Origin of the sequence: Arthrobacter sp. UYP6 (assembly GCF_040547315.1) — a bacterium.
Classification (GTDB): domain Bacteria; phylum Actinomycetota; class Actinomycetes; order Actinomycetales; family Micrococcaceae; genus Arthrobacter_B.
On the sequence record NZ_JBEPPM010000031.1, the window covers coordinates 1 to 17,434 of the forward strand.

The following is a 17,434-nucleotide window of genomic DNA, read 5'->3' on the forward strand; positions in this document are numbered from 1 at the left end:
GTGTCCTGCGACAGCTGGGTTGCTGCCACAGTATGTAGGCAGCCGGCACGCGGGTTCAGGTGCTTCCCGAAAGGCCCCGTCTTCTTGTGAGGACGGGGCCTTCGGTGGTGTGCTGCCCCTTCTCAGAGCGGCTCATATTTCATCAGGTGAAATTTGTTGTATCTATTGTGGAAGTATGTGATCCGCATTACAGTGAGCTCAGTTTGAAACGGCTTTCGCGGCGATTCCTCGCTGTGAAACTTTCCGTTCCGCATTCGCCCGTTAGGTCCACCGCTATGACTCAGAGCTTCTCCTCCCGCAGCGAGGAACGCCGTCGCGGCGACAGGGCGTCCTGGCCCCCCGAGGGCATCGGCGCCTAGGCAGCCGCACAGCCGCCAGCACTTGGCCTTCTGCCTTTGCCCGCCCTTCCGGCACGTCCCCCACGTTTCCTTCCGGTGTTTTTGCGCACCCAAAAAACTGACGAGGCTTCAATGTCGAACCCGAAAACCAGTCCCGCTGCACCATCGCCCACCCTCCCGGCCAACCTCAGCGCCCGGCTCTACAACGCGGATTTGGCTCCCACCAAGCTCGTAGGCAGGAAATGGACCGGCTACAGTATCTTCACGCTCTGGGCCAATGACGTACACAGTCTGGGCAACTACGCCTTTGCCGTGGGCCTGTTTGCCCTGGGCCTGGGCGGTTGGCAGATCCTCCTTGCACTCGGCATCGGCGCCGGGCTGTTGTTCCTGCTGTTGAACCTCTCCGGCTACATGGGCTTCAAGACCGGCGTTCCTTTTCCGGTGATGTGCCGTATCAGCCTGGGCATTCACGGCGCCCAAATCGGTGCCCTGCTTCGGGGCGGCGTGGCAATTGTCTGGTTCGGCATCCAGACGTTCCTCGCGTCGGTGGTCTTTCGGGTGCTGCTGATTGCCCTGGCCCCCTCATTGCAGTCCCTGGATAACAACTCCTTTCTAGGCCTGTCCACGCTCGGCTGGATCACCTTCCTGGCCTTGTGGGTAGTGCAGCTGACAATCGTCAGCTTTGGAATGGACATGATCCGCCGCTACGAAGCGTTCGCCGGCCCCGTCATCCTGGTAACCATGGTCGCCCTGGCCGTGTGGATGTTCTTCCAAGCCGGCGGTTCCATTGCCCTTTCCACGGACCGAGGGCTTGAGGGCGCCGAAATGTGGCGCACTATTCTGGGCGGCGGAGCCCTGTGGGTGGCCATCTACGGAACCTTCGTCCTGAACTTCTGCGACTTCACCCGCTCCTCAGTTTCCCGGCGCTCCATCACAACAGGAAACTTCTGGGGACTCCCGGTCAACATGCTTGGATTCGGCGTCATTGTTGTAGTTCTGGCAGGTGCCCAGTTCAAGATCGACGGCACCATCATTGAAACCCCCTCGGAGATCGTGGCCACCATCCCCAACACACTGCTTCTGGTTCTGGCCTGCCTGGCCCTGTTGATCCTGACGGTTGCCGTCAACCTCATGGCCAACTTCGTGGCCCCTGTCTATGCGCTGACCAACCTCTTCCCCAGGACGCTGAACTTCCGCCGTGCAGCGATGGTCAGCGCCGTGATCGGCCTGGTCATCCTGCCCTGGAACCTCTACAACAGCCCCGCCGTGATCGTGTACTTCCTGGGCGGCCTCGGAGCGCTGCTCGGCCCGCTCTTCGGCCTCATCATGGCCGATTACTGGCTGCTTCGCCGGGCGCAGATCAATGTTCCCGATCTCTACACCGAGAATGCCGCCGGAACGTACTTCTACCGGTCAGGAGTAAACCCGAAAGCACTAGCGGCCCTGGTACCCGCCGCCGCAGTTTCCCTCCTGGTGGCGTTCCTTCCGGCCCTGACCCCGGCGGCGTCGTTCACCTGGTTCATCGGCGCAGCCCTTGCGGCAGCCATCTACTGGCTCATTGCCGACCGGCAGGCGAGCTACTCCGATGTCTCCGGCGAGTCCATCGCCGTGGCCAGCCAGCACTAAGTTCTTCCGTTCTTCCCCGAAAGGCCGCTCATGCGCATTTTGATCGTCAACGTCAACACCACCACTTCCATGACCGACACCATTGCCGCCCAAGCCGCTGCAGCGGCATCCGCCGGCACCGAGATAGTTGCCCTGACCCCGCGGTTCGGCGCCGAATCCGTGGAGGGGAACTTCGAGAGCTACCTGGCGGCCGTGGCCGTGATGGACCGGGTACTCTCCTACACCGAGCCCTTCGACGCCGTCATCCAGGCAGGCTACGGCGAGCACGGGCGCGAAGGTCTTCAGGAGCTCCTGGACGTTCCGGTGGTGGACATTACCGAAGCAGCCGCCAGCACCGCCATGTTCCTGGGCCACAAGTACTCCGTGGTCACCACCCTGGACCGCGCCGTCCCCCTGATCGGGGACCGGCTGAAGCTGGCCGGCCTCGACGCCCGCTGCGCCTCGGTCCGTGCCTCCGGCATGGCCGTGCTGGAATTAGAAGAGGAGCCCGCACGCGCCGTGGCCAGCATTGTTGCGCAGGCCGAGCGTGCCGTGGCCGAAGATCATGCCGAGGTGATTGTGCTCGGCTGCGGCGGCATGTCCGGACTCGACGACAAAATCCGCCTGGCCACCGGCGTCCCCGTGGTGGACGGCGTGGCCGCCGCCGTCGTTATTGCCGAGGGGCTAGTCCGGCTGGGCCTTTCCACCTCGAAGATCCGCACCTATGCCCCGCCCCGCCCCAAAAAGGTGACCGGCTGGCCCATCACTGCTTCGGCTTAAGGGATGCACCTCCCGGCGCGCAGCGGCTACAGGCCGCTGAACTCCGTGGAAATTGCTTCGGCTGCGGAACGCAGAAGCGGAACGGCCCGGGTGGCAAAACTGTCATCCACACGAGAGATCGGACCTGAAACGGAAATGGCTGTGGGAGTGGGCGCGTCAGGAACCGCAATGGCAAAGCAGCGCACCCCCAGCTCCTGCTCCTGCTCATCAATGGAGTATCCACGTTTCCGGATCAGCTCCAGTTCAGCCAGCAGGTCATCAATGGTGCCTATGCTCATGTCCGTGGCCACCGGCATTCCGCTCCGGGCCACGATTTGCCGCACCTTATCATCAGGCAGTTGGGCCAGGATGGCCTTTCCTACACCGGTTGCATGGGTGTGCGCACGGCGTCCCACTTCGGTAAACATCCGCATGGAGTGCTGGGAGGGGACCTGGGCGATATACACCACCATGTCCGAGTCCAGCACCGCCATATTTGAGGTTTCGCCGAGTTCGTCCACCAGCTTCTTGAGCTGCGGAAGGGCGAGTGAGCCCAGCTGTTTGTTGGCTCCCTCGCCCAGACGGATCAGGCGGGGTCCCAGTGCATAGCGGCGGTTGGGCAGCTGCCGGGCATATCCCAGGGCTACCAGTGTCCGCAGCAGCCGGTGGATAGTGGGAAGCGGAAGCTCAGTGGAGGTTGAGAGCTCACTCAGCGTTACGGCTCCACCGGCATCCGCAATGAGTTCGAGCAGCTCAAAAACACGTTCAACAGACTGCACGCCGGCACCGGCGGTTTTTTCGGCCATGAGTGATCCTTTCCCGAGGCATTTCGTAGAAAGTTTATCGCATGGCGGAAACATTCTTTTGGTGCCCAAAGAGTAACGGCCTTCCCCGCAACACACCAGTGCTCCGGCCGGACGATCCAAAGACTTACTTCCCCAAGTGCTTGTTTTTCCATAAAGCAGACAATATTATCCGTATTACGGAATAAATCACCGCGGCACGGTTACCGTGCCGCTTCCAAGGAGGAATCAATGGCGAGTCCCAGCCCCGGAAATTCGATCACGTACCGGGCCGATGCCCCTGCCGGATCCGGCGCGGCCAGTGACCTCGCTGCAGCCGTCGGCGCTGCCGGCGCTACGCTAACCGCCCTTGAGGTTGTGGAATCATCCCACCGGAGCCTGGTTGTGGATATCACCTGCAACACCATCGACGCCGAGCACGCGCTGCGGGTGGAAAAAGTCCTGAACGAGGTTGCCGGCGTGGCCGTCCGCGAGGCCAGGGACCGCACGTTCGACATGCACCTGGGCGGAAAGATCTCCGTCACCCCCAAGGTCGCCCTGCGCAACAGTGACGATCTGTCCCGGGCCTATACCCCCGGCGTCGCCCGCGTCTGCATGGCCATAGCGGAAAACCCGGCTGAGGCCCGGCGCCTGACCATCAAGCGCAACACGGTAGCCGTGGTCAGCGACGGATCCGCAGTCCTGGGCCTGGGCAACATTGGTCCCGCCGCATCGCTGCCCGTCATGGAGGGCAAGGCCGCCCTGTTCAAGCAATTTGCCGACGTCGATGCCTGGCCCGTGGTGCTGGATACCCAGGACACGGAAGAGATTATTGCCATCGTCAAGGCACTGGCCCCCGGCTACGGCGGAGTAAACCTGGAAGATATCGCCGCACCGCGCTGTTTCGAGATTGAACGCCGTCTGCGCGAGGAACTGGACATCCCGGTGTTCCATGATGACCAGCACGGAACAGCGATTGTCACGCTGGCCGCCCTGACCAATGCGCTGCGCCTGGTGGGCAAGAAGATTGACAACGTCCGCATTGTCGTTTCCGGCGTCGGCGCCGCCGGCTCCGCCATCATCGCGCTCCTCAAGGCACAGGGTGCCAACAACATTGTGGCCGCAGGACGCAGCGGAGCCATCCACTCAGGCCAGGAACATCCGGACGAGCACCGCCGGTGGATCGCGGAAAACACCAACTCCTCGGGCTTTGAGGGCAGCCTCAAGGAAGCCCTCGTGGGCGCAGATGTGTTCATCGGAGTCAGCGCACCCAACATCCTGGATGAGGCGGACATAGCCGCAATGTCCCCCAACGCCGTCGTTTTTGCCATGGCGAATCCCACCCCCGAGGTGGACCCTGCGGCTGCCTCCAGGCATGCGGCCGTTGTCGCCACCGGCCGCAGCGATTTCCCCAACCAGATCAACAACGTCCTGGCCTTCCCCGGACTTTTCCGCGGACTGCTCGACGCCGGCGCATCGGACATCACCACCGAGATGCTGGTGGCCGCGGCACGCGCCATCGCCGACAGGGTCTCGCCCGACCTGCTCTCGCCGTCTTACATTGTTCCCAGTGTTTTTGATCCGCTGGTGGCCTCTGATGTGGCGGCCGCCGTCCGGTCCGTGGCCGCAGCATCCCCCGCAAGCGCAGCCGCAAAGGAGACCAAGTGAGTTCAGCTTCCCCCGTCAGCCAAGAGACCGAACGATCCACCCGCAGACTGGCTCTGGGAGATGCCGAACGGCGTCACATCTCTGCCGCCCTGGCGGACACCGATGCACTGCTGGCCACCGCCTACCCGGGCGATGACGGCAGCCGCCAGCCCATTCACACCGTCTACATTCCGGCAGATACCTTCGAACCTGATCTGGCACTGAACTGGGGCCGCACCGCGCTGGCCGCCGCTGATGCGCAGGGCGGGCTCGAGGCCGTGGCCACCGGCCTTTCACTGGCGGAACCCGCTGCGCTGGCCGGTCTGGTGGAACGCAAGCTCGGCGTTGAGCCGATCGAAGATCTGCGCCTGGACTTTGAGGACGGGTTCGGCTCCCGTCCGGACGAGGAGGAGGACGCCCACGCCCTGGCAGCCGGGCAGAAAGTCAGCCTGGCCGTTCAGGCCGGAACCGCGCCCCCGTTCATCGGCATCCGTTTCAAGTGTTTTGAGGAAGCCACCCGGGAACGCGGGCTGCGCACCCTGGACCTGTTCGTTTCCTCCCTGCTGGAGCACGGCGAGCTGCCTGCGGGACTCATCCTCACGCTGCCCAAGGTCAGCACCGTGGCTCAGGTCCAGGCCATGGACTATGCCTGCGGACGTCTTGAGGAAGTCCACGGACTGCCGCGGGGGCGCCTGCGCTTCGAGGTGCAGATGGAGACCCCTCAGCTCATCCTGGCAGCTGACGGGACGGTGCCGGTGGCCCAGTTGCTGCATGCCGCACCGGGACGGATCTCCGCCCTGCATTACGGCACCTACGACTACAGCGCATCGCTGGAGATTTCCGCGGCCCATCAGTCCATGGAGCATCCGGCAGCGGATTACGCCAAGGAGGTCATGCAGGTGGCCGTGGCCGGCACCGGAGTCCGGATTTCCGATGGCTCCACCAACGTGCTGCCGATCGGCTCCCCGGAGAACATCGCCTCCGCGTGGGCCCTGCATTCACGGCTCGTTGCCCGCTCTTTGGCCGCCGGGTACTACCAGGGCTGGGACCTGCATGCCGCCCAGCTGGTGACGCGCTATCTCGCCACCTATGACTTTTACCGGTCCGGGTTTTCCGCTGCAGCACTGCGGCTGAAAAACTACGTCCACAAGATCGAAAGTACAATCCTGGACGAGCCGGCCACAGCCCGCGCCCTGGCCCGGTTCATTCACCGCGGTCTGGTGTGCGGAGCCGTCACGGAATCCGAAGTCTCGGACCAGGCAGGCATCAGCGTTGCCGACCTCACCACCCTTGCCCATCCCAAAGTCTCCACAGAGAAGCGGAATCAGAAGTGAATAAAACCGGCTACTACGCCCCCGAAAGCACCCTTCCGCCGCAGACAGCACTGCTCTCCGACCGTGCGGTGGTCACCGAGGCCTACACGGTGATTCCCCGCGGAGTTATGCGGGACATTGTTACCTCAGTGCTTCCCGAGTGGGACGGCACCCGCGCCTGGATCCTCAACCGGCCGGTGGCCGGCGGAGCCACCACCTTTGCGCAGTACCTCATGGAGGTTGCCCCCGGCGGAGGGGCCAAGAAACCCGAGCCGCAGGAGACTGTGGAGTCTTTCATCTTCCTGCTTGAGGGTGCGCTCAGCGTGACCATCGAGGGCGAACGCCATGAGCTCACCCCGGGCGGCTTCGCCTATCTGCCGCCGGCTTCGGACTGGCAGGCAGCGAACGACGGCGGTGAGCTTGCCAAGTTCCAATGGATCCGCAAGGCCTACGAGCCGCTTTCCGGGCACACCCCCAAGGTGGTGGTGGGCAATGAAAAGGACGTGGCTCCCGGAGCCATGCCGGAAACGGACAACAAATGGCGCACCACCCGCATGCTGCCGGTGGATGATTTGGCCTACGACATGCACATCAACGTGGTCACTTTTGAGCCCGGTGCCTCCATTCCGTTTGCCGAAACCCATGTCATGGAGCACGGCCTCTACGTCCTGGAAGGTAAAGCTGTCTACCGTCTGAACGAGGACTGGGTGGAGGTCCAGGAGGGCGACTACATGTCCCTCCGGGCATTCTGCCCGCAGGCCTGTTATGCCGGCGGCCCGTCCAACTTCCGCTACCTGCTGTACAAGGACGTTAACCGCCAGATCCGCCTCTAACGGCCTTAGCACTCCGTTCCGCCCCCGATGCTGCTCCAGGTACCGGGGGCGGAGCTGTTTCCAGTTGACAGTGGCGCGCATCACTCTTACGCTTTTCATAAAGCAGAAGTTAGATTCCACCATATGGAATCTAACTGCGAGATCCAGCTAGCAGGAATACCCGGAATTTCATGGAATGCCGGCAACGCGAAGGAAGTCATCATGGCCTACACCGTCAACTGCTCCATCCTCCTCACGGAGCTTCCGCTCCTGGAACGTCCCGCCGCTGCAAAGGCCGCCGGCTTTGACCACGTGGAGTTCTGGTGGCCGTTCGCTGATTCCGTTCCGGCGGACACCGAAATCACAGCCTTTGAGCGTGCCATCACCGATGCAGGCGTCCAGCTCACCGGCCTGAACTTCAACGCCGGCAACATGCCCGGCGGTGACCGTGGCCTCGTTTCCTGGCCCGCCCGCTCCGCGGAGTTCCGGGACAATCTGGACGTGGTGGCAGGAATTGGCGGGCGGCTGGGCTGCACGGGGTTCAATGCCCTGTACGGGAACCGGACGCCGGATTCCACTCCCGAGGAACAGGACGCATTGGGTGTCGCCAACCTGGTTCTGGCCGCCGCCGCGGTTGCCAGAATCGGCGGCACCGTCCTCCTTGAGCCGGTTAGCGGCGCCGAGCACTACCCGGTCAAGACCGCCCGCGACGCCGTGGAGATCATCGGCAAGGTCCACGCGGAGGGCGCACTGAACGTCAAGCTGTTGGCGGATTTCTATCACCTTTCGGTCAACGGCGACGACGTCGCAGCCGTCATAGCTGCCCACGCCCCGGAGTTTGGCCACATCCAGATTGCCGATGCCCCCGGACGCGGTGCACCGGGGACCGGCAACCTGCCGCTGGGCGAGTGGATCACCGCCAGCCGAAACCTGGGCTATGACGGCCCCATTGGGCTTGAGTACAAGGCCGACGCCAACACCGCCTTCGGCTGGCTCATCCGCTGACCTCCGGCAACCACACCCTGCCCTCCCCCATAATTTTCCCGGCAACGACGCCGGACCGAAAGGAACGTTCCATGTCTTCACAGTCAGCACAGTCGTCCTCAGCTGTCCCCGCAGCCAGCAACGTCGCCGTCATCGGCCTGGGCATCATGGGCCTGCCGATGGCCGTGAATCTGGTCAAGGCCGGCCACACCGTGACCGGCTACAACCGCAGTGCCGCCAAGGTGGACAAGCTCGTCGCCGAGGGCGGCCATGGGGCCGCCAGCGTGGCCGAGGCGGTCAAGGATGCGGATGTCATCATCACCATGGTGCCGGACTCCCCGGACGTGGAGGCAGTGGTCCTGGGCGAGGACGGCATCCTGGCCCATGCCAAGGCCGGCGCCTACTGGGTTGACGCCAGCACCATCCGGCCCGATGTAGCCGTCCGTTTGGCGGCCGCAGCGCGGGAGGCGGGAATCCATGCGGTGGACGCTCCGGTTTCCGGCGGCGAGCAGGGCGCTGTGGAAGGCGCCCTCTCCATCATGGTGGGCGGCGAAGAAGCCGACGTCGAAGCAGTCCGCCCCGTGCTGGAGGCCGTGGGTTCCACCATCGTCCGGGTGGGCCCGGCCGGTTCAGGCCAGACGGTGAAGGCGGCCAACCAACTGATCGTTGCCGGCACCATCCAGCTGGTGGCCGAGGCCCTGGTGTTCCTGGAAGCCCACAACGTGGACACGGACGCCGCTGTGAAGGTGCTTGCCGGCGGCCTCGCCGGCAACCGCATCCTGGACCGCAAGGCCGCCAACATGGCGGCCCGAAGCTTTGAGCCCGGCTTCCGTGTGGACCTGCACCACAAGGATCTGGGTATTGTCACAGCCGCCGCCCGTGAGGCCGGCGTCGCCATCCCCCTTGGTGCGCTCACTGCCCAGCTGATGGGCGCCCTGAGAGCCTCCGGCCACGGCGCCAAGGACCACTCGGCGCTGCTGCTGCTGGTAGAACAGCTCTCCGGACGCGCCAGCAACTAGTTCCTTTTCCCTTTCACAGTTTTGTCAGTGTCGACACCTCAGGAGACTTCCATGCCCAAAATGCGCGCAGTAGACGCCGCAGTACTCATCCTGGAGAAGGAAGGCGCCACACAGGCGTTTGGCCTGCCGGGAGCCGCAATCAATCCCTTCTATTCCGCAATGCGGGCCCACGGCGGCATCCACCATGTCCTGGCCCGCCATGTGGAGGGCGCCTCCCATATGGCCGAAGGTTTCACCAGGGCCAAGGCCGGGAACATCGGCATCTGCATCGGCACCTCCGGGCCTGCAGGCACCGACATGATCACCGGCCTGTACTCGGCCTGGGCTGACTCCATTCCTATCCTCTGCATCACCGGCCAGGCTCCCGTGTCCAAGCTGCATAAGGAAGACTTCCAAGCCGTGGATATCGCCTCGATCGCCAAGCCGGTGACCAAGATGGCCATGACCGTCCTGGAAGCCGCGCAGGTTCCCGGCGCCTTTCAGAAGGCGTTTTTTGAGATGCGCTCGGGCCGCCCGGGCCCGGTGCTGATTGATCTGCCAATCGATGTGCAGCAGACGGTCATCGATTTTGATCCCGATACTTATGAGCCGCTGCAGGTTTCCAAGCCCGCCGCCACCCGCAAGCAGCTGGCCAAGGCCCTGGACCTGCTCACCGCCGCCAGCAGGCCGCTGATCGTGGCCGGCGGCGGCATCATCAATGCCAATGCGGCCGCGGAGCTCACCGAGCTGGCCGAGCTGCTGGACATCCCCGTGATTCCCACCCTGATGGGCTGGGGCACCATCCCCGATGACCACCGCCTGATGGCCGGCATGGTGGGGCTGCAGACCTCACACCGCTATGGCAACGCCACTCTGCTGGAATCAGACTTTGTGCTGGGCGTGGGCAACCGCTGGGCCAACCGCCACACCGGCGCCCTGGACGTTTACACCAAGGACCGCACCTTTGTGCACATCGACATTGAACCCACCCAGATTGGCCGCGTCTTCGCGCCTGACTTCGGCATTGTGTCCGACGCCGGTGCCGCCCTGCGTGGGCTGATCGAGCTGGCCCGCGAACGCAAGGAAGCCGGCGCCCTGCCGGACCGTTCCGAGTGGGTGGACTCCTGCGTCCAGCGCAAGGCCACCCTGCAGCGCAAGACCCACTTCGACACGGTGCCCATGAAGCCGCAGCGTGTTTACGAAGAAATGAACAAGGCCTTCGGCCGGGACACCCGGTATGTTTCCACCATCGGGCTCTCCCAGATTGCCGGCGCCCAGTTCCTGCACGTCTACCAGGCACGCAACTGGATCAACTGCGGTCAGGCCGGGCCCCTGGGCTGGACCGGGCCTGCAGCACTGGGCGTGGTGGCGGCGGACCGCTCCGTTCCCGTGGTGGCCCTCTCCGGTGACTACGATTTCCAGTTCATGATCGAGGAACTGGCAGTGGGCGCACAGTTCAAGCTCCCCTACATCCACGTGGTGGTCAACAACTCCTACCTCGGTCTCATCCGGCAGGCCCAGCGCGGCTTCGACATGGATTACCACGTCTCCCTGGCCTTCGATAACATCAACTCCCCCGAGTTGGAGGGCTACGGCGTGGACCACCTCAAGGTGGCCGAGGGCCTGGGCTGCAAGGCCATCCGGGTACGTGAAGCAGATGATCTGCAGGCAGCCTTCGAGAAGGCCCGCGCCCTGATGGCCGAATACTCGGTCCCGGTGGTGGTGGAGGTCATCCTGGAGAAGGTCACCAACATTGCCATGGGCGGTGCGGGCATCGACGCGATCAACGAATTTGAAGATCTCGCCATCAGCGCCGCCGATGCGCCCACGGCAATCACCGCCATTGCCTAGCCCGGATTCACCGCACGCTATGCGCATTGTCATTGCCCCGGATAAGTTCAAGGGCTCACTTTCCGCGTCCCAGGTTGCCTTCCACCTGGGACGCGGAATCCACGCTGTTCTGCCGGATGCGGAGATTGTTGCGGTTCCGGTGGCCGACGGCGGCGAGGGAACCCTCGACGCCGCCGTCGGCGCCGGTTATGAACGCGCTGCGGTGGCTGTTTCCGGCCCCACCGGGGAACCCCTTACCTCCGCTTTTGCCCGGCGCGGGCATCAGGCGGTCGTGGAAATGGCCGCCGCCTCCGGCCTTGACGTCCTGCCGGGCGGAGTTTTTGATGCCGGCGGCGCCACCAGCTTCGGCACCGGCGAACTTATCCGTGCGGCGCTGGACGCCGGCTGCACCGAGATTGTCCTGGGAGTGGGCGGCAGCGCCTGCACCGACGGCGGTGCCGGGCTGCTCCAGGCGCTCGGTGCAGTGTTCACGGACGACGACGGCGCCTCGCTGCCCCGCGGCGGGCTGGCACTGGCCCACGTGAGCCGCATCGATCTGACCGGGCTGGACCCACGCCTGGGCGAAACGCGACTGGTCCTGGCCGGCGACGTCGACAATCCCCTGCTCGGCGCCCGGGGAGCCGCCGCAGTGTTCGCACCCCAAAAGGGCGCCTCTGCGGCGGTTGTGGGTGAACTCGATGCTGCCCTCAGGCGCTATGTGGAGGTCCTCGCCCAGACGGCGGGCGACCAGGTGTGGACGGCAGCCGAAGCGCCGGGAGCCGGAGCGGCCGGAGGCGTCGGTTTTGCTGCCCTTGCCCTCCTGGGCGCCAAGCGCCGGCCGGGCATCGACGTCGTCCTGGAACTTACCGGACTGGCGGACCACATCCGATCCGCTGATCTGGTGATTACCGGGGAAGGCAGCCTGGACGAGCAGAGTCTGGGCGGGAAAACGCCGTTGGGAGTGGCGCGGCAGGCAGCCGCTCACGGGGTCCCCGTCGTCGCCGTCTGCGGGCGCACTACGCTCACAAATTCGGCGCTGGCCGCCGCAGGCTTTCTCCAGACCTATGCACTGACCGAAATCGAACGCGACACCACCATTTGTATGACCAATGCCGGTCCTTTGCTGGAACAGCTGGGACAGTCATTGGGAGCCTATTTTGAAGCACGGCACCGCCTTGGCGCCCCCACAAAGGAGTATGCAGAATGACCTCTGATCCGTCCACGGCCCCCGAGCAGGCGACTGGTTCCGAATCCGCCCCGTTCGATCTGGTCTTCCGGGGGAGGAACATCATGACCACCGCCGGCCTGGCACCGCGCGAGGTTGGCGTGCGCGACGGTGTCATTGTGGCAATCGAGCCGCTTGGCAACAACCTGCACGGCGCTCAGGTCATCGAGCTGGCCGACGACGAAACCCTGCTTCCCGGCCTGGTGGACACCCATGTCCACGTCAACGAGCCCGGCCGTACGGAGTGGGAGGGTTTCGCTTCGGCCACCCGCGCGGCTGCTGCCGGAGGCGTGACCACCATCATCGACATGCCTCTGAACAGCATTCCGGCCACGGTGAACGCGGAAGCATTGCTGACGAAGCGGGCTGTCGCGCAGGACCAGGCCTTCATCGACGTTGGATTCTGGGGCGGTGCCATTCCGGGAAACACCAATGACCTGCGCGGCCTCCACGACGAAGGCGTCTTTGGCTTCAAGTGCTTCCTTCTTCATTCCGGCGTGGATGAGTTCCCTCATCTTGAGGCGGATGAGATGGAAAAGGACATGGCCGAGCTCAAGACTTTTGATTCGCTCATGATCGTCCATGCAGAGGACTCCAGGTCCATCGATCGTGCCCCGTCAGCCGAAGGCGACCAGTACGGGCGTTTCCTGGCGTCCCGGCCGCGCGGTGCGGAGAACGTGGCCATCGCCGAGGTGATTGAACGCGCCCGATGGACCGGCGCCCGGGCGCATATCCTGCACCTCTCCTCCTCCGACGCGCTGCCCATGATTGCCAGCGCCAAGCGCGACGGCGTCAAGCTCACGGTGGAAACCTGCCCGCACTACCTGACCCTGTTATCTGAGGAGATCCCCAACGGCGCAACGGCGTTCAAATGCTGCCCGCCCATCCGCGAGGCCGCCAACCGCGAATTGCTGTGGAAGGGGCTGGAGGACGGCATCATTGACTGCATCGTGTCGGATCACTCGCCGTCAACGCTGGACCTCAAGGATCTGGAAAACGGTGACTTTGGTGTGGCTTGGGGAGGAGTATCCTCCCTGCAGCTGGGCCTGTCCTTGATCTGGACCGAGGCGCGGCAGCGCGGAATTCCGCTGGAGACCGTGGTGTCGTGGATGTCCAAGCGCCCGGCCGAGCTGGCCCGCCTGACGCGGAAGGGCCAGCTGGCCCTGGGCTTCGACGCTGACTTTGCCGTTTTTGCCGCTGACGACAGTTACGTGGTGAACGTGCACAAGCTGCACCACAAGAACCCCATCAGCCCCTATCAGGGCAAGCCGCTTGCCGGTGTGGTCCGCAGGACCTACCTGCGCGGCACGGAGGTGGACGGAGTGACCCCCACCGGCAAGCTCATCCGACGGGGCATGGCCTAAGGCCACACCCTAGGAACCGGCGAGTTCCTTGCGCAACCGCGCCACATGCCCCTGGGCGCTGACGTTGTATTCTGCCGTACGCACTGCACCGTCAGCGCCCACGACCACTGTTGAACGGATGATTCCCACCGAGGACTGTCCGTTGAATTCCTTCTCGCCATAGGCCCCGTAGGCCTTGGCCACGGTGGAATCGGGGTCGGAAAGCAGGGGAAAGGTCAGCTGCTCATCCTTAGCAAACTCTTCCAGTGCCTCGGGCTGGTCGGGGGAAATTCCCACTACGTCATAACCGTCCCGCTGCAGGGCGGAGAGGTTGTCCCGGAAATCGCAGGCTTCGGTGGTGCAGCCGGGCGTGGCAGCCTTGGGGTAGAAATAGACCACCACCCCCCGGCCGGTGAAGTCGGCAAGCGAGACCTGCCGGCCTGCGGCGTCGGGCAGGGAAAATGCGGGGGCAGTGTCACCGGGGGAAAGCTGGGCAGCCAAGGGGTCCTCTTATTCGTTGTGTGTTATTCGTTTGCGTACGAAAATGATCCCACGTAATAAATTCCACTTTATGGAAGTATTATTTTGTAAAGTGGTATTAAAATCATCCTAAGCCGCTGTGACGGCCCAGTCCAGAGTCTTACGGCGCAGATCTTTGGGGCGAGCAGAGACCCTTCAGCTCCAGGCGGTGCCTCCTTCCGCGGATTCACCGCCGCGCGGGGCGATATCGGTCGTGCCGAAAGGTATCGGCCGAAACCGCAAGTACTGCGCTCCTCCGGGGAGCGTCTCTGCTGCGAGGAGCTCCAAGCCCGTAGGCATGGATGAGGAATCAAAAAGGCGCTTTCCCGATCCCACTATTACCGGCAGGACCAGCAGGCGAAACTCATCCACCATTCCCGCATTATGCAGGGCCTGGGCCAGCCGGTGGCTGCCGTGAACCTGCATGTCACCGCGATATTCCTTCAGCGCGGCTATGGCTGCCGTCGGCTCTCCGGAAAGTACTCGGGTGTTGTGCCAGGGCGCGAGAACCGCTGATGAAGTGACCAGATATTTCGGCAGGTGGTTGAGGGCGTAGGCAACGGCGTCTTCGGGATCGGTGACCGGCTCCCAAAAAGGCTGTATCGAGTCGTAGGTATTGCGGCCCAGAAGGAGTGAATCCGCCCTCGTGAACCACCCTCCGATGGTCCGGCCAACCTCAGGGTCCTCCAAGTGGGGAACCAGCCAGCCGCCGTTCGCAAAACCTCCGGAGCGGTCCTCATCCGCAGCACCCGGACCCTGCATCACGCCATCCAAGCTGAGGTAGGCATTGACGGAGAGAGTCATAGTCGCAAATTTACGCCGCGCCGCAGCCCGGCGTCAGGCATAACCGCTCTTTTAGGTGTTCGGAGCCTCAGCCCCAGGCGTGGGGAGCTGGCCGGCGAGTGCTCGGCAGGGCACCGTCGGCGCGCCACTGCCGCACCCACTCAGGCAGTTCCAAGTCCTCCGGCGGAAGGACCCCGGCCGCCTTGAAGATCTCTTCGTTGCTCACCGGCCCCTTCTTGGACACGAAGCGTGCGGCGATGTAGGCGCGGGCGTAGATTTCGCCGTCGGCCACCATCCGCTGCTCAATGTAACTGGCGCGCTCGTCGAAACCAATGATCCGGGTCTCGATCGTGTACCGCTGGCCCAGTTCCAGGGACTTGCGGAAACTGATCGTTTCATTGCCCACCACCGGGTTCCAGCCGTTGCGGCGCATGGTGGCCCAGAATCCGCTGCGGACCATGAGATCGAAGCGGCCAAGGTCCATCAGCGACAGATACATGCCGTTGTTCAGGTGCATGGCTATATCGATGTCGGTGGGCAGCACCCGCATCGGCAGCGACGAGGAGTCGAAAAAGCCCAGTTTCGGGCGCCGGCTGGAGCGGAACAGGACGAGGAGCGTGCGAAGAAGAAGGTGCATGGACGCTATATTACTGCTCGGTAACAAGCCCTTCGGCCAGCATCCAGTCATAGGCGACGTCCGCCGGATCTTCACCCACCACGTCCACCCTGAGGTTCAGCTGGCGCAGCACCTCATCGGTCAGCAGCGGTGATACTTGGGCAAACACCGCCTCCAACTCGGGATACTGTGCCAACGTTGCCGTATTGAACACCGGGGCGCCGTTATAGGCCGGGAAGAAATTCCGGTCGTCTTCCAGGACGGTGAGGTCCAGCGAATCAATCCGGCCGTCGGTGGTGAACACTTCGCCGAAGTTGCAGGCCCCCTCATCCGTAGCCGTATACACGGCGCCGGTGTCATAGATACCTATGTTGTCTTCCGGCACGCCGGTGTCGGTTCCGCGCGCCATGCCGTAGGCCTCGGTCATGGGATTAAAACCGTCCGGGCGGGAATTGAACTCGGCCTCCAGGCAGAAGGTCCGCTGCTCCACGGGCAGCGCTGCAAGCTCTGAAAGCCTGGTGATGCCCCCAAGCTCCGCCACCGCTTCGGTCCGCACCGCCATGGCATAGGTGTTGTTCATGGGGGCCGGCTGCCCCCATGTGAGACCGTTGGCGAGGTCCGCATCATAGACCGCCTGCCATTGTTCGGCCTGATCGGGAATGGCGCTTTCCATGCCCAAATAGCTGATCCAGGCGCTGCCCGTGTATTCCCAGGCCACGTCCGCCTGGCCGCTGAGCATCAGCTCACGCACCGGCTGGCTACCGGGAACGTTAGCCAGATCCGTGAACTCAAATCCTGCCGCTTGGGCTGTCATGACCGCAATCTTGCCCAGGATCAGCTGCTCGGTGAAGTTCTTGCTGACAATGGTGAGCTTGGCGTCCTCCGGCAGCGACTCGATCCGCTGGATGCTGCCGGGATTGACGTTTGGTGTGTAGGACGCGGCAGGCTGCAGGCCGCAGCCGCCGAGCGTCAGGCCCACAACAACGGCGGCACCGGCAGCCGCCGTAATCTTGCGGGCGCTTTTGCGCTTGCGTTTGCCAGTGATGATTTTGCTGCTGTTCATGAACCTACAATCCTTTCGGGCGGGCCAACTGCTCAGCCACCCGGCCAAGCCAGTCCACCGCCAACGCGAGCAGTGCCACCAGCACGGCTCCGGCAATCAGCACAGTGGTCAGGTTCAGGTTCACTCCGGTGGTGATCAGGATGCCCAGACCGCCGCCGTTAATGAAGGTGGCCAGCGTGGCCGTACCCACCAGCAGCACCAGTGCGGTGCGGACCCCGGCCAGCATCACCGGCACAGCCAGCGGCAGTTCCACCTTGAACAGGACGGCGCCCGAGCTCATGCCCATGCCGCGGCCGGCCTCCACCAGGGACCTATCAACCTGCTGCAGCCCCACCATGGTGTTGCGCATGATCGGCAGGATCGAGTAGGCAACCAGCGCCACCACCGCAGCCCAAAATCCGAAGCCAAGCCAGAAGGCAAGCAATACCACCAGACCGATGGCCGGAGCGGCCTGGCCAATGTTGGCCAGCGCCATGGCCGGGCCGGTCAGCTTCCGCAGCGGGCCGCGGGTCAGCAGCACGCCGGCGGGGATCGCTATGGCCAGGGCAACGACGGCGGCCACACCGGTCAGCGCCAGATGGTCCAGGGTGTAGCCCCAGAGAGCACCCGGCTCCAGGGTGGTCTTCTCTGTTGCCGTCAGGTCCGCGGTCAGCAGCCACACCACCAGGGCCGCAAAGGCAGCCGCGATCCCTGCGAGCTGCAGCCACAGGGCACGCCATGGAGAGGACGCGGTATGGATTCCACCCTCGGGTGCCGAGGTGCCGGGGGGCTGCGTTGTTGTGGACAGTTCCGCGACACTCATTCGCGGCTCCCCACG

At 63.9% G+C, this 17,434-nt stretch carries 16 protein-coding genes; 10 read left to right on the forward strand and 6 right to left on the reverse strand.

Annotated features, from left to right (window positions below):
- The first annotated feature begins 470 nt into the window (after nucleotides 1–470).
- Nucleotides 471–1,964: an NCS1 family nucleobase:cation symporter-1 gene (locus tag ABIB35_RS18240; RefSeq protein WP_354183156.1), complete on the forward strand. Its 1,494-nt coding sequence runs from the start codon at nucleotides 471–473 to the stop codon at nucleotides 1,962–1,964.
- A gap of 30 nt (nucleotides 1,965–1,994) precedes the next feature.
- Nucleotides 1,995–2,723 (forward strand): aspartate/glutamate racemase family protein, encoded by a 729-nt coding sequence (locus tag ABIB35_RS18245; protein WP_354183157.1) that lies wholly within the window; start codon nucleotides 1,995–1,997, stop codon nucleotides 2,721–2,723.
- Between the two features lie 26 nt (nucleotides 2,724–2,749).
- Here the strand turns inward: ABIB35_RS18245 and ABIB35_RS18250 are convergent, their stop codons facing one another.
- Nucleotides 2,750–3,508 carry an IclR family transcriptional regulator gene (locus ABIB35_RS18250; RefSeq protein ID WP_354183158.1) on the reverse strand — a complete coding sequence of 253 codons (759 nt, stop codon included), beginning with the start codon at nucleotides 3,506–3,508 and terminating at the stop codon, nucleotides 2,750–2,752.
- A gap of 228 nt (nucleotides 3,509–3,736) precedes the next feature.
- Here ABIB35_RS18250 and ABIB35_RS18255 point away from each other — a divergent pair, with 228 nt between their 5' ends.
- The 8 genes from ABIB35_RS18255 (at nucleotide 3,737) to allB (ending at nucleotide 13,657) form a co-directional block, all read left to right on the forward strand.
- Nucleotides 3,737–5,152 carry an NAD(P)-dependent malic enzyme gene (locus ABIB35_RS18255; RefSeq protein ID WP_354183159.1) on the forward strand — a complete coding sequence of 472 codons (1,416 nt, stop codon included), beginning with the start codon at nucleotides 3,737–3,739 and terminating at the stop codon, nucleotides 5,150–5,152.
- Nucleotides 5,153–5,199: 47 nt separating this feature from the next.
- Nucleotides 5,200–6,465, forward strand: a complete 1,266-nt coding sequence (locus ABIB35_RS18260; protein ID WP_354183169.1) for a DUF6986 family protein — start codon at nucleotides 5,200–5,202, stop codon at nucleotides 6,463–6,465.
- Nucleotides 6,462–7,277 (forward strand): bifunctional allantoicase/(S)-ureidoglycine aminohydrolase, encoded by an 816-nt coding sequence (locus ABIB35_RS18265; RefSeq protein WP_354183160.1) that lies wholly within the window; start codon nucleotides 6,462–6,464, stop codon nucleotides 7,275–7,277. The genes ABIB35_RS18260 and ABIB35_RS18265 overlap by 4 nt, the downstream gene beginning before the upstream one ends.
- Before the next feature lie 201 nt (nucleotides 7,278–7,478).
- The gene (locus ABIB35_RS18270) at nucleotides 7,479–8,261 is read left to right on the forward strand and encodes a hydroxypyruvate isomerase family protein (protein ID WP_354183170.1); all 783 of its coding nucleotides are present in this window, start codon (nucleotides 7,479–7,481) and stop codon (nucleotides 8,259–8,261) included.
- A 71-nt stretch (nucleotides 8,262–8,332) separates the two neighbouring features.
- Nucleotides 8,333–9,259: a 2-hydroxy-3-oxopropionate reductase gene (locus ABIB35_RS18275; RefSeq protein WP_354183161.1), complete on the forward strand. Its 927-nt coding sequence runs from the start codon at nucleotides 8,333–8,335 to the stop codon at nucleotides 9,257–9,259.
- Nucleotides 9,260–9,310: 51 nt separating this feature from the next.
- Complete coding sequence (gene gcl, locus ABIB35_RS18280; RefSeq protein ID WP_354183162.1) at nucleotides 9,311–11,089, forward strand: glyoxylate carboligase; 1,779 nt, start codon at nucleotides 9,311–9,313, stop codon at nucleotides 11,087–11,089.
- 19 nt (nucleotides 11,090–11,108) lie between these two features.
- A complete protein-coding gene (locus tag ABIB35_RS18285) occupies nucleotides 11,109–12,275 on the forward strand; it encodes a glycerate kinase (RefSeq protein ID WP_354183163.1) in 1,167 nt (388 codons plus the stop codon).
- Nucleotides 12,272–13,657 (forward strand): allantoinase AllB, encoded by a 1,386-nt coding sequence (gene allB / locus ABIB35_RS18290; protein ID WP_354183164.1) that lies wholly within the window; start codon nucleotides 12,272–12,274, stop codon nucleotides 13,655–13,657. The genes ABIB35_RS18285 and allB overlap by 4 nt, the downstream gene beginning before the upstream one ends.
- Before the next feature lie 9 nt (nucleotides 13,658–13,666).
- Here allB and bcp read toward each other — a convergent pair whose 3' ends face one another.
- The 5 genes from bcp to ABIB35_RS18315 form a co-directional block, all read right to left on the reverse strand.
- Nucleotides 13,667–14,137: a thioredoxin-dependent thiol peroxidase gene (gene bcp, locus ABIB35_RS18295; protein ID WP_354183165.1), complete on the reverse strand. Its 471-nt coding sequence runs from the start codon at nucleotides 14,135–14,137 to the stop codon at nucleotides 13,667–13,669.
- A 174-nt stretch (nucleotides 14,138–14,311) separates the two neighbouring features.
- Entirely contained in the window at nucleotides 14,312–14,959 is a 648-nt protein-coding gene (locus ABIB35_RS18300) for a dihydrofolate reductase family protein (RefSeq protein ID WP_354183166.1), read from the reverse strand.
- Between the two features lie 67 nt (nucleotides 14,960–15,026).
- On the reverse strand, nucleotides 15,027–15,575 hold the full coding sequence (locus ABIB35_RS18305; RefSeq protein ID WP_354183167.1) for an acyl-CoA thioesterase: 549 nt from the start codon (nucleotides 15,573–15,575) through the stop codon (nucleotides 15,027–15,029).
- Nucleotides 15,576–15,585: 10 nt separating this feature from the next.
- Entirely contained in the window at nucleotides 15,586–16,617 is a 1,032-nt protein-coding gene (locus ABIB35_RS18310) for a glycine betaine ABC transporter substrate-binding protein (RefSeq protein WP_354183168.1), read from the reverse strand.
- Between the two features lie 4 nt (nucleotides 16,618–16,621).
- Nucleotides 16,622–17,404, reverse strand: a complete 783-nt coding sequence (locus ABIB35_RS18315; protein WP_502915831.1) for an ABC transporter permease — start codon at nucleotides 17,402–17,404, stop codon at nucleotides 16,622–16,624.
- Nucleotides 17,405–17,434: the final 30 nt, after the last annotated feature.

Coding starts and splice junctions, on each gene's coding strand:
- ABIB35_RS18250 (WP_354183158.1), bottom strand. CDS start 3,508: ATGGCCGAAAAAACCGCCGGTGCCGGCGTGCAGTCTGTTGAACGTGTT.
- ABIB35_RS18310 (WP_354183168.1), bottom strand. CDS start 16,617: ATGAACAGCAGCAAAATCATCACTGGCAAACGCAAGCGCAAAAGCGCC.
- ABIB35_RS18240 (WP_354183156.1), top strand. CDS start 471: ATGTCGAACCCGAAAACCAGTCCCGCTGCACCATCGCCCACCCTCCCG.
- ABIB35_RS18300 (WP_354183166.1), bottom strand. CDS start 14,959: ATGACTCTCTCCGTCAATGCCTACCTCAGCTTGGATGGCGTGATGCAG.
- gcl (WP_354183162.1), top strand. CDS start 9,311: ATGCCCAAAATGCGCGCAGTAGACGCCGCAGTACTCATCCTGGAGAAG.
- allB (WP_354183164.1), top strand. CDS start 12,272: ATGACCTCTGATCCGTCCACGGCCCCCGAGCAGGCGACTGGTTCCGAA.
- ABIB35_RS18245 (WP_354183157.1), top strand. CDS start 1,995: ATGCGCATTTTGATCGTCAACGTCAACACCACCACTTCCATGACCGAC.
- ABIB35_RS18285 (WP_354183163.1), top strand. CDS start 11,109: ATGCGCATTGTCATTGCCCCGGATAAGTTCAAGGGCTCACTTTCCGCG.
- ABIB35_RS18270 (WP_354183170.1), top strand. CDS start 7,479: ATGGCCTACACCGTCAACTGCTCCATCCTCCTCACGGAGCTTCCGCTC.
- ABIB35_RS18275 (WP_354183161.1), top strand. CDS start 8,333: ATGTCTTCACAGTCAGCACAGTCGTCCTCAGCTGTCCCCGCAGCCAGC.
- ABIB35_RS18255 (WP_354183159.1), top strand. CDS start 3,737: ATGGCGAGTCCCAGCCCCGGAAATTCGATCACGTACCGGGCCGATGCC.
- ABIB35_RS18305 (WP_354183167.1), bottom strand. CDS start 15,575: ATGCACCTTCTTCTTCGCACGCTCCTCGTCCTGTTCCGCTCCAGCCGG.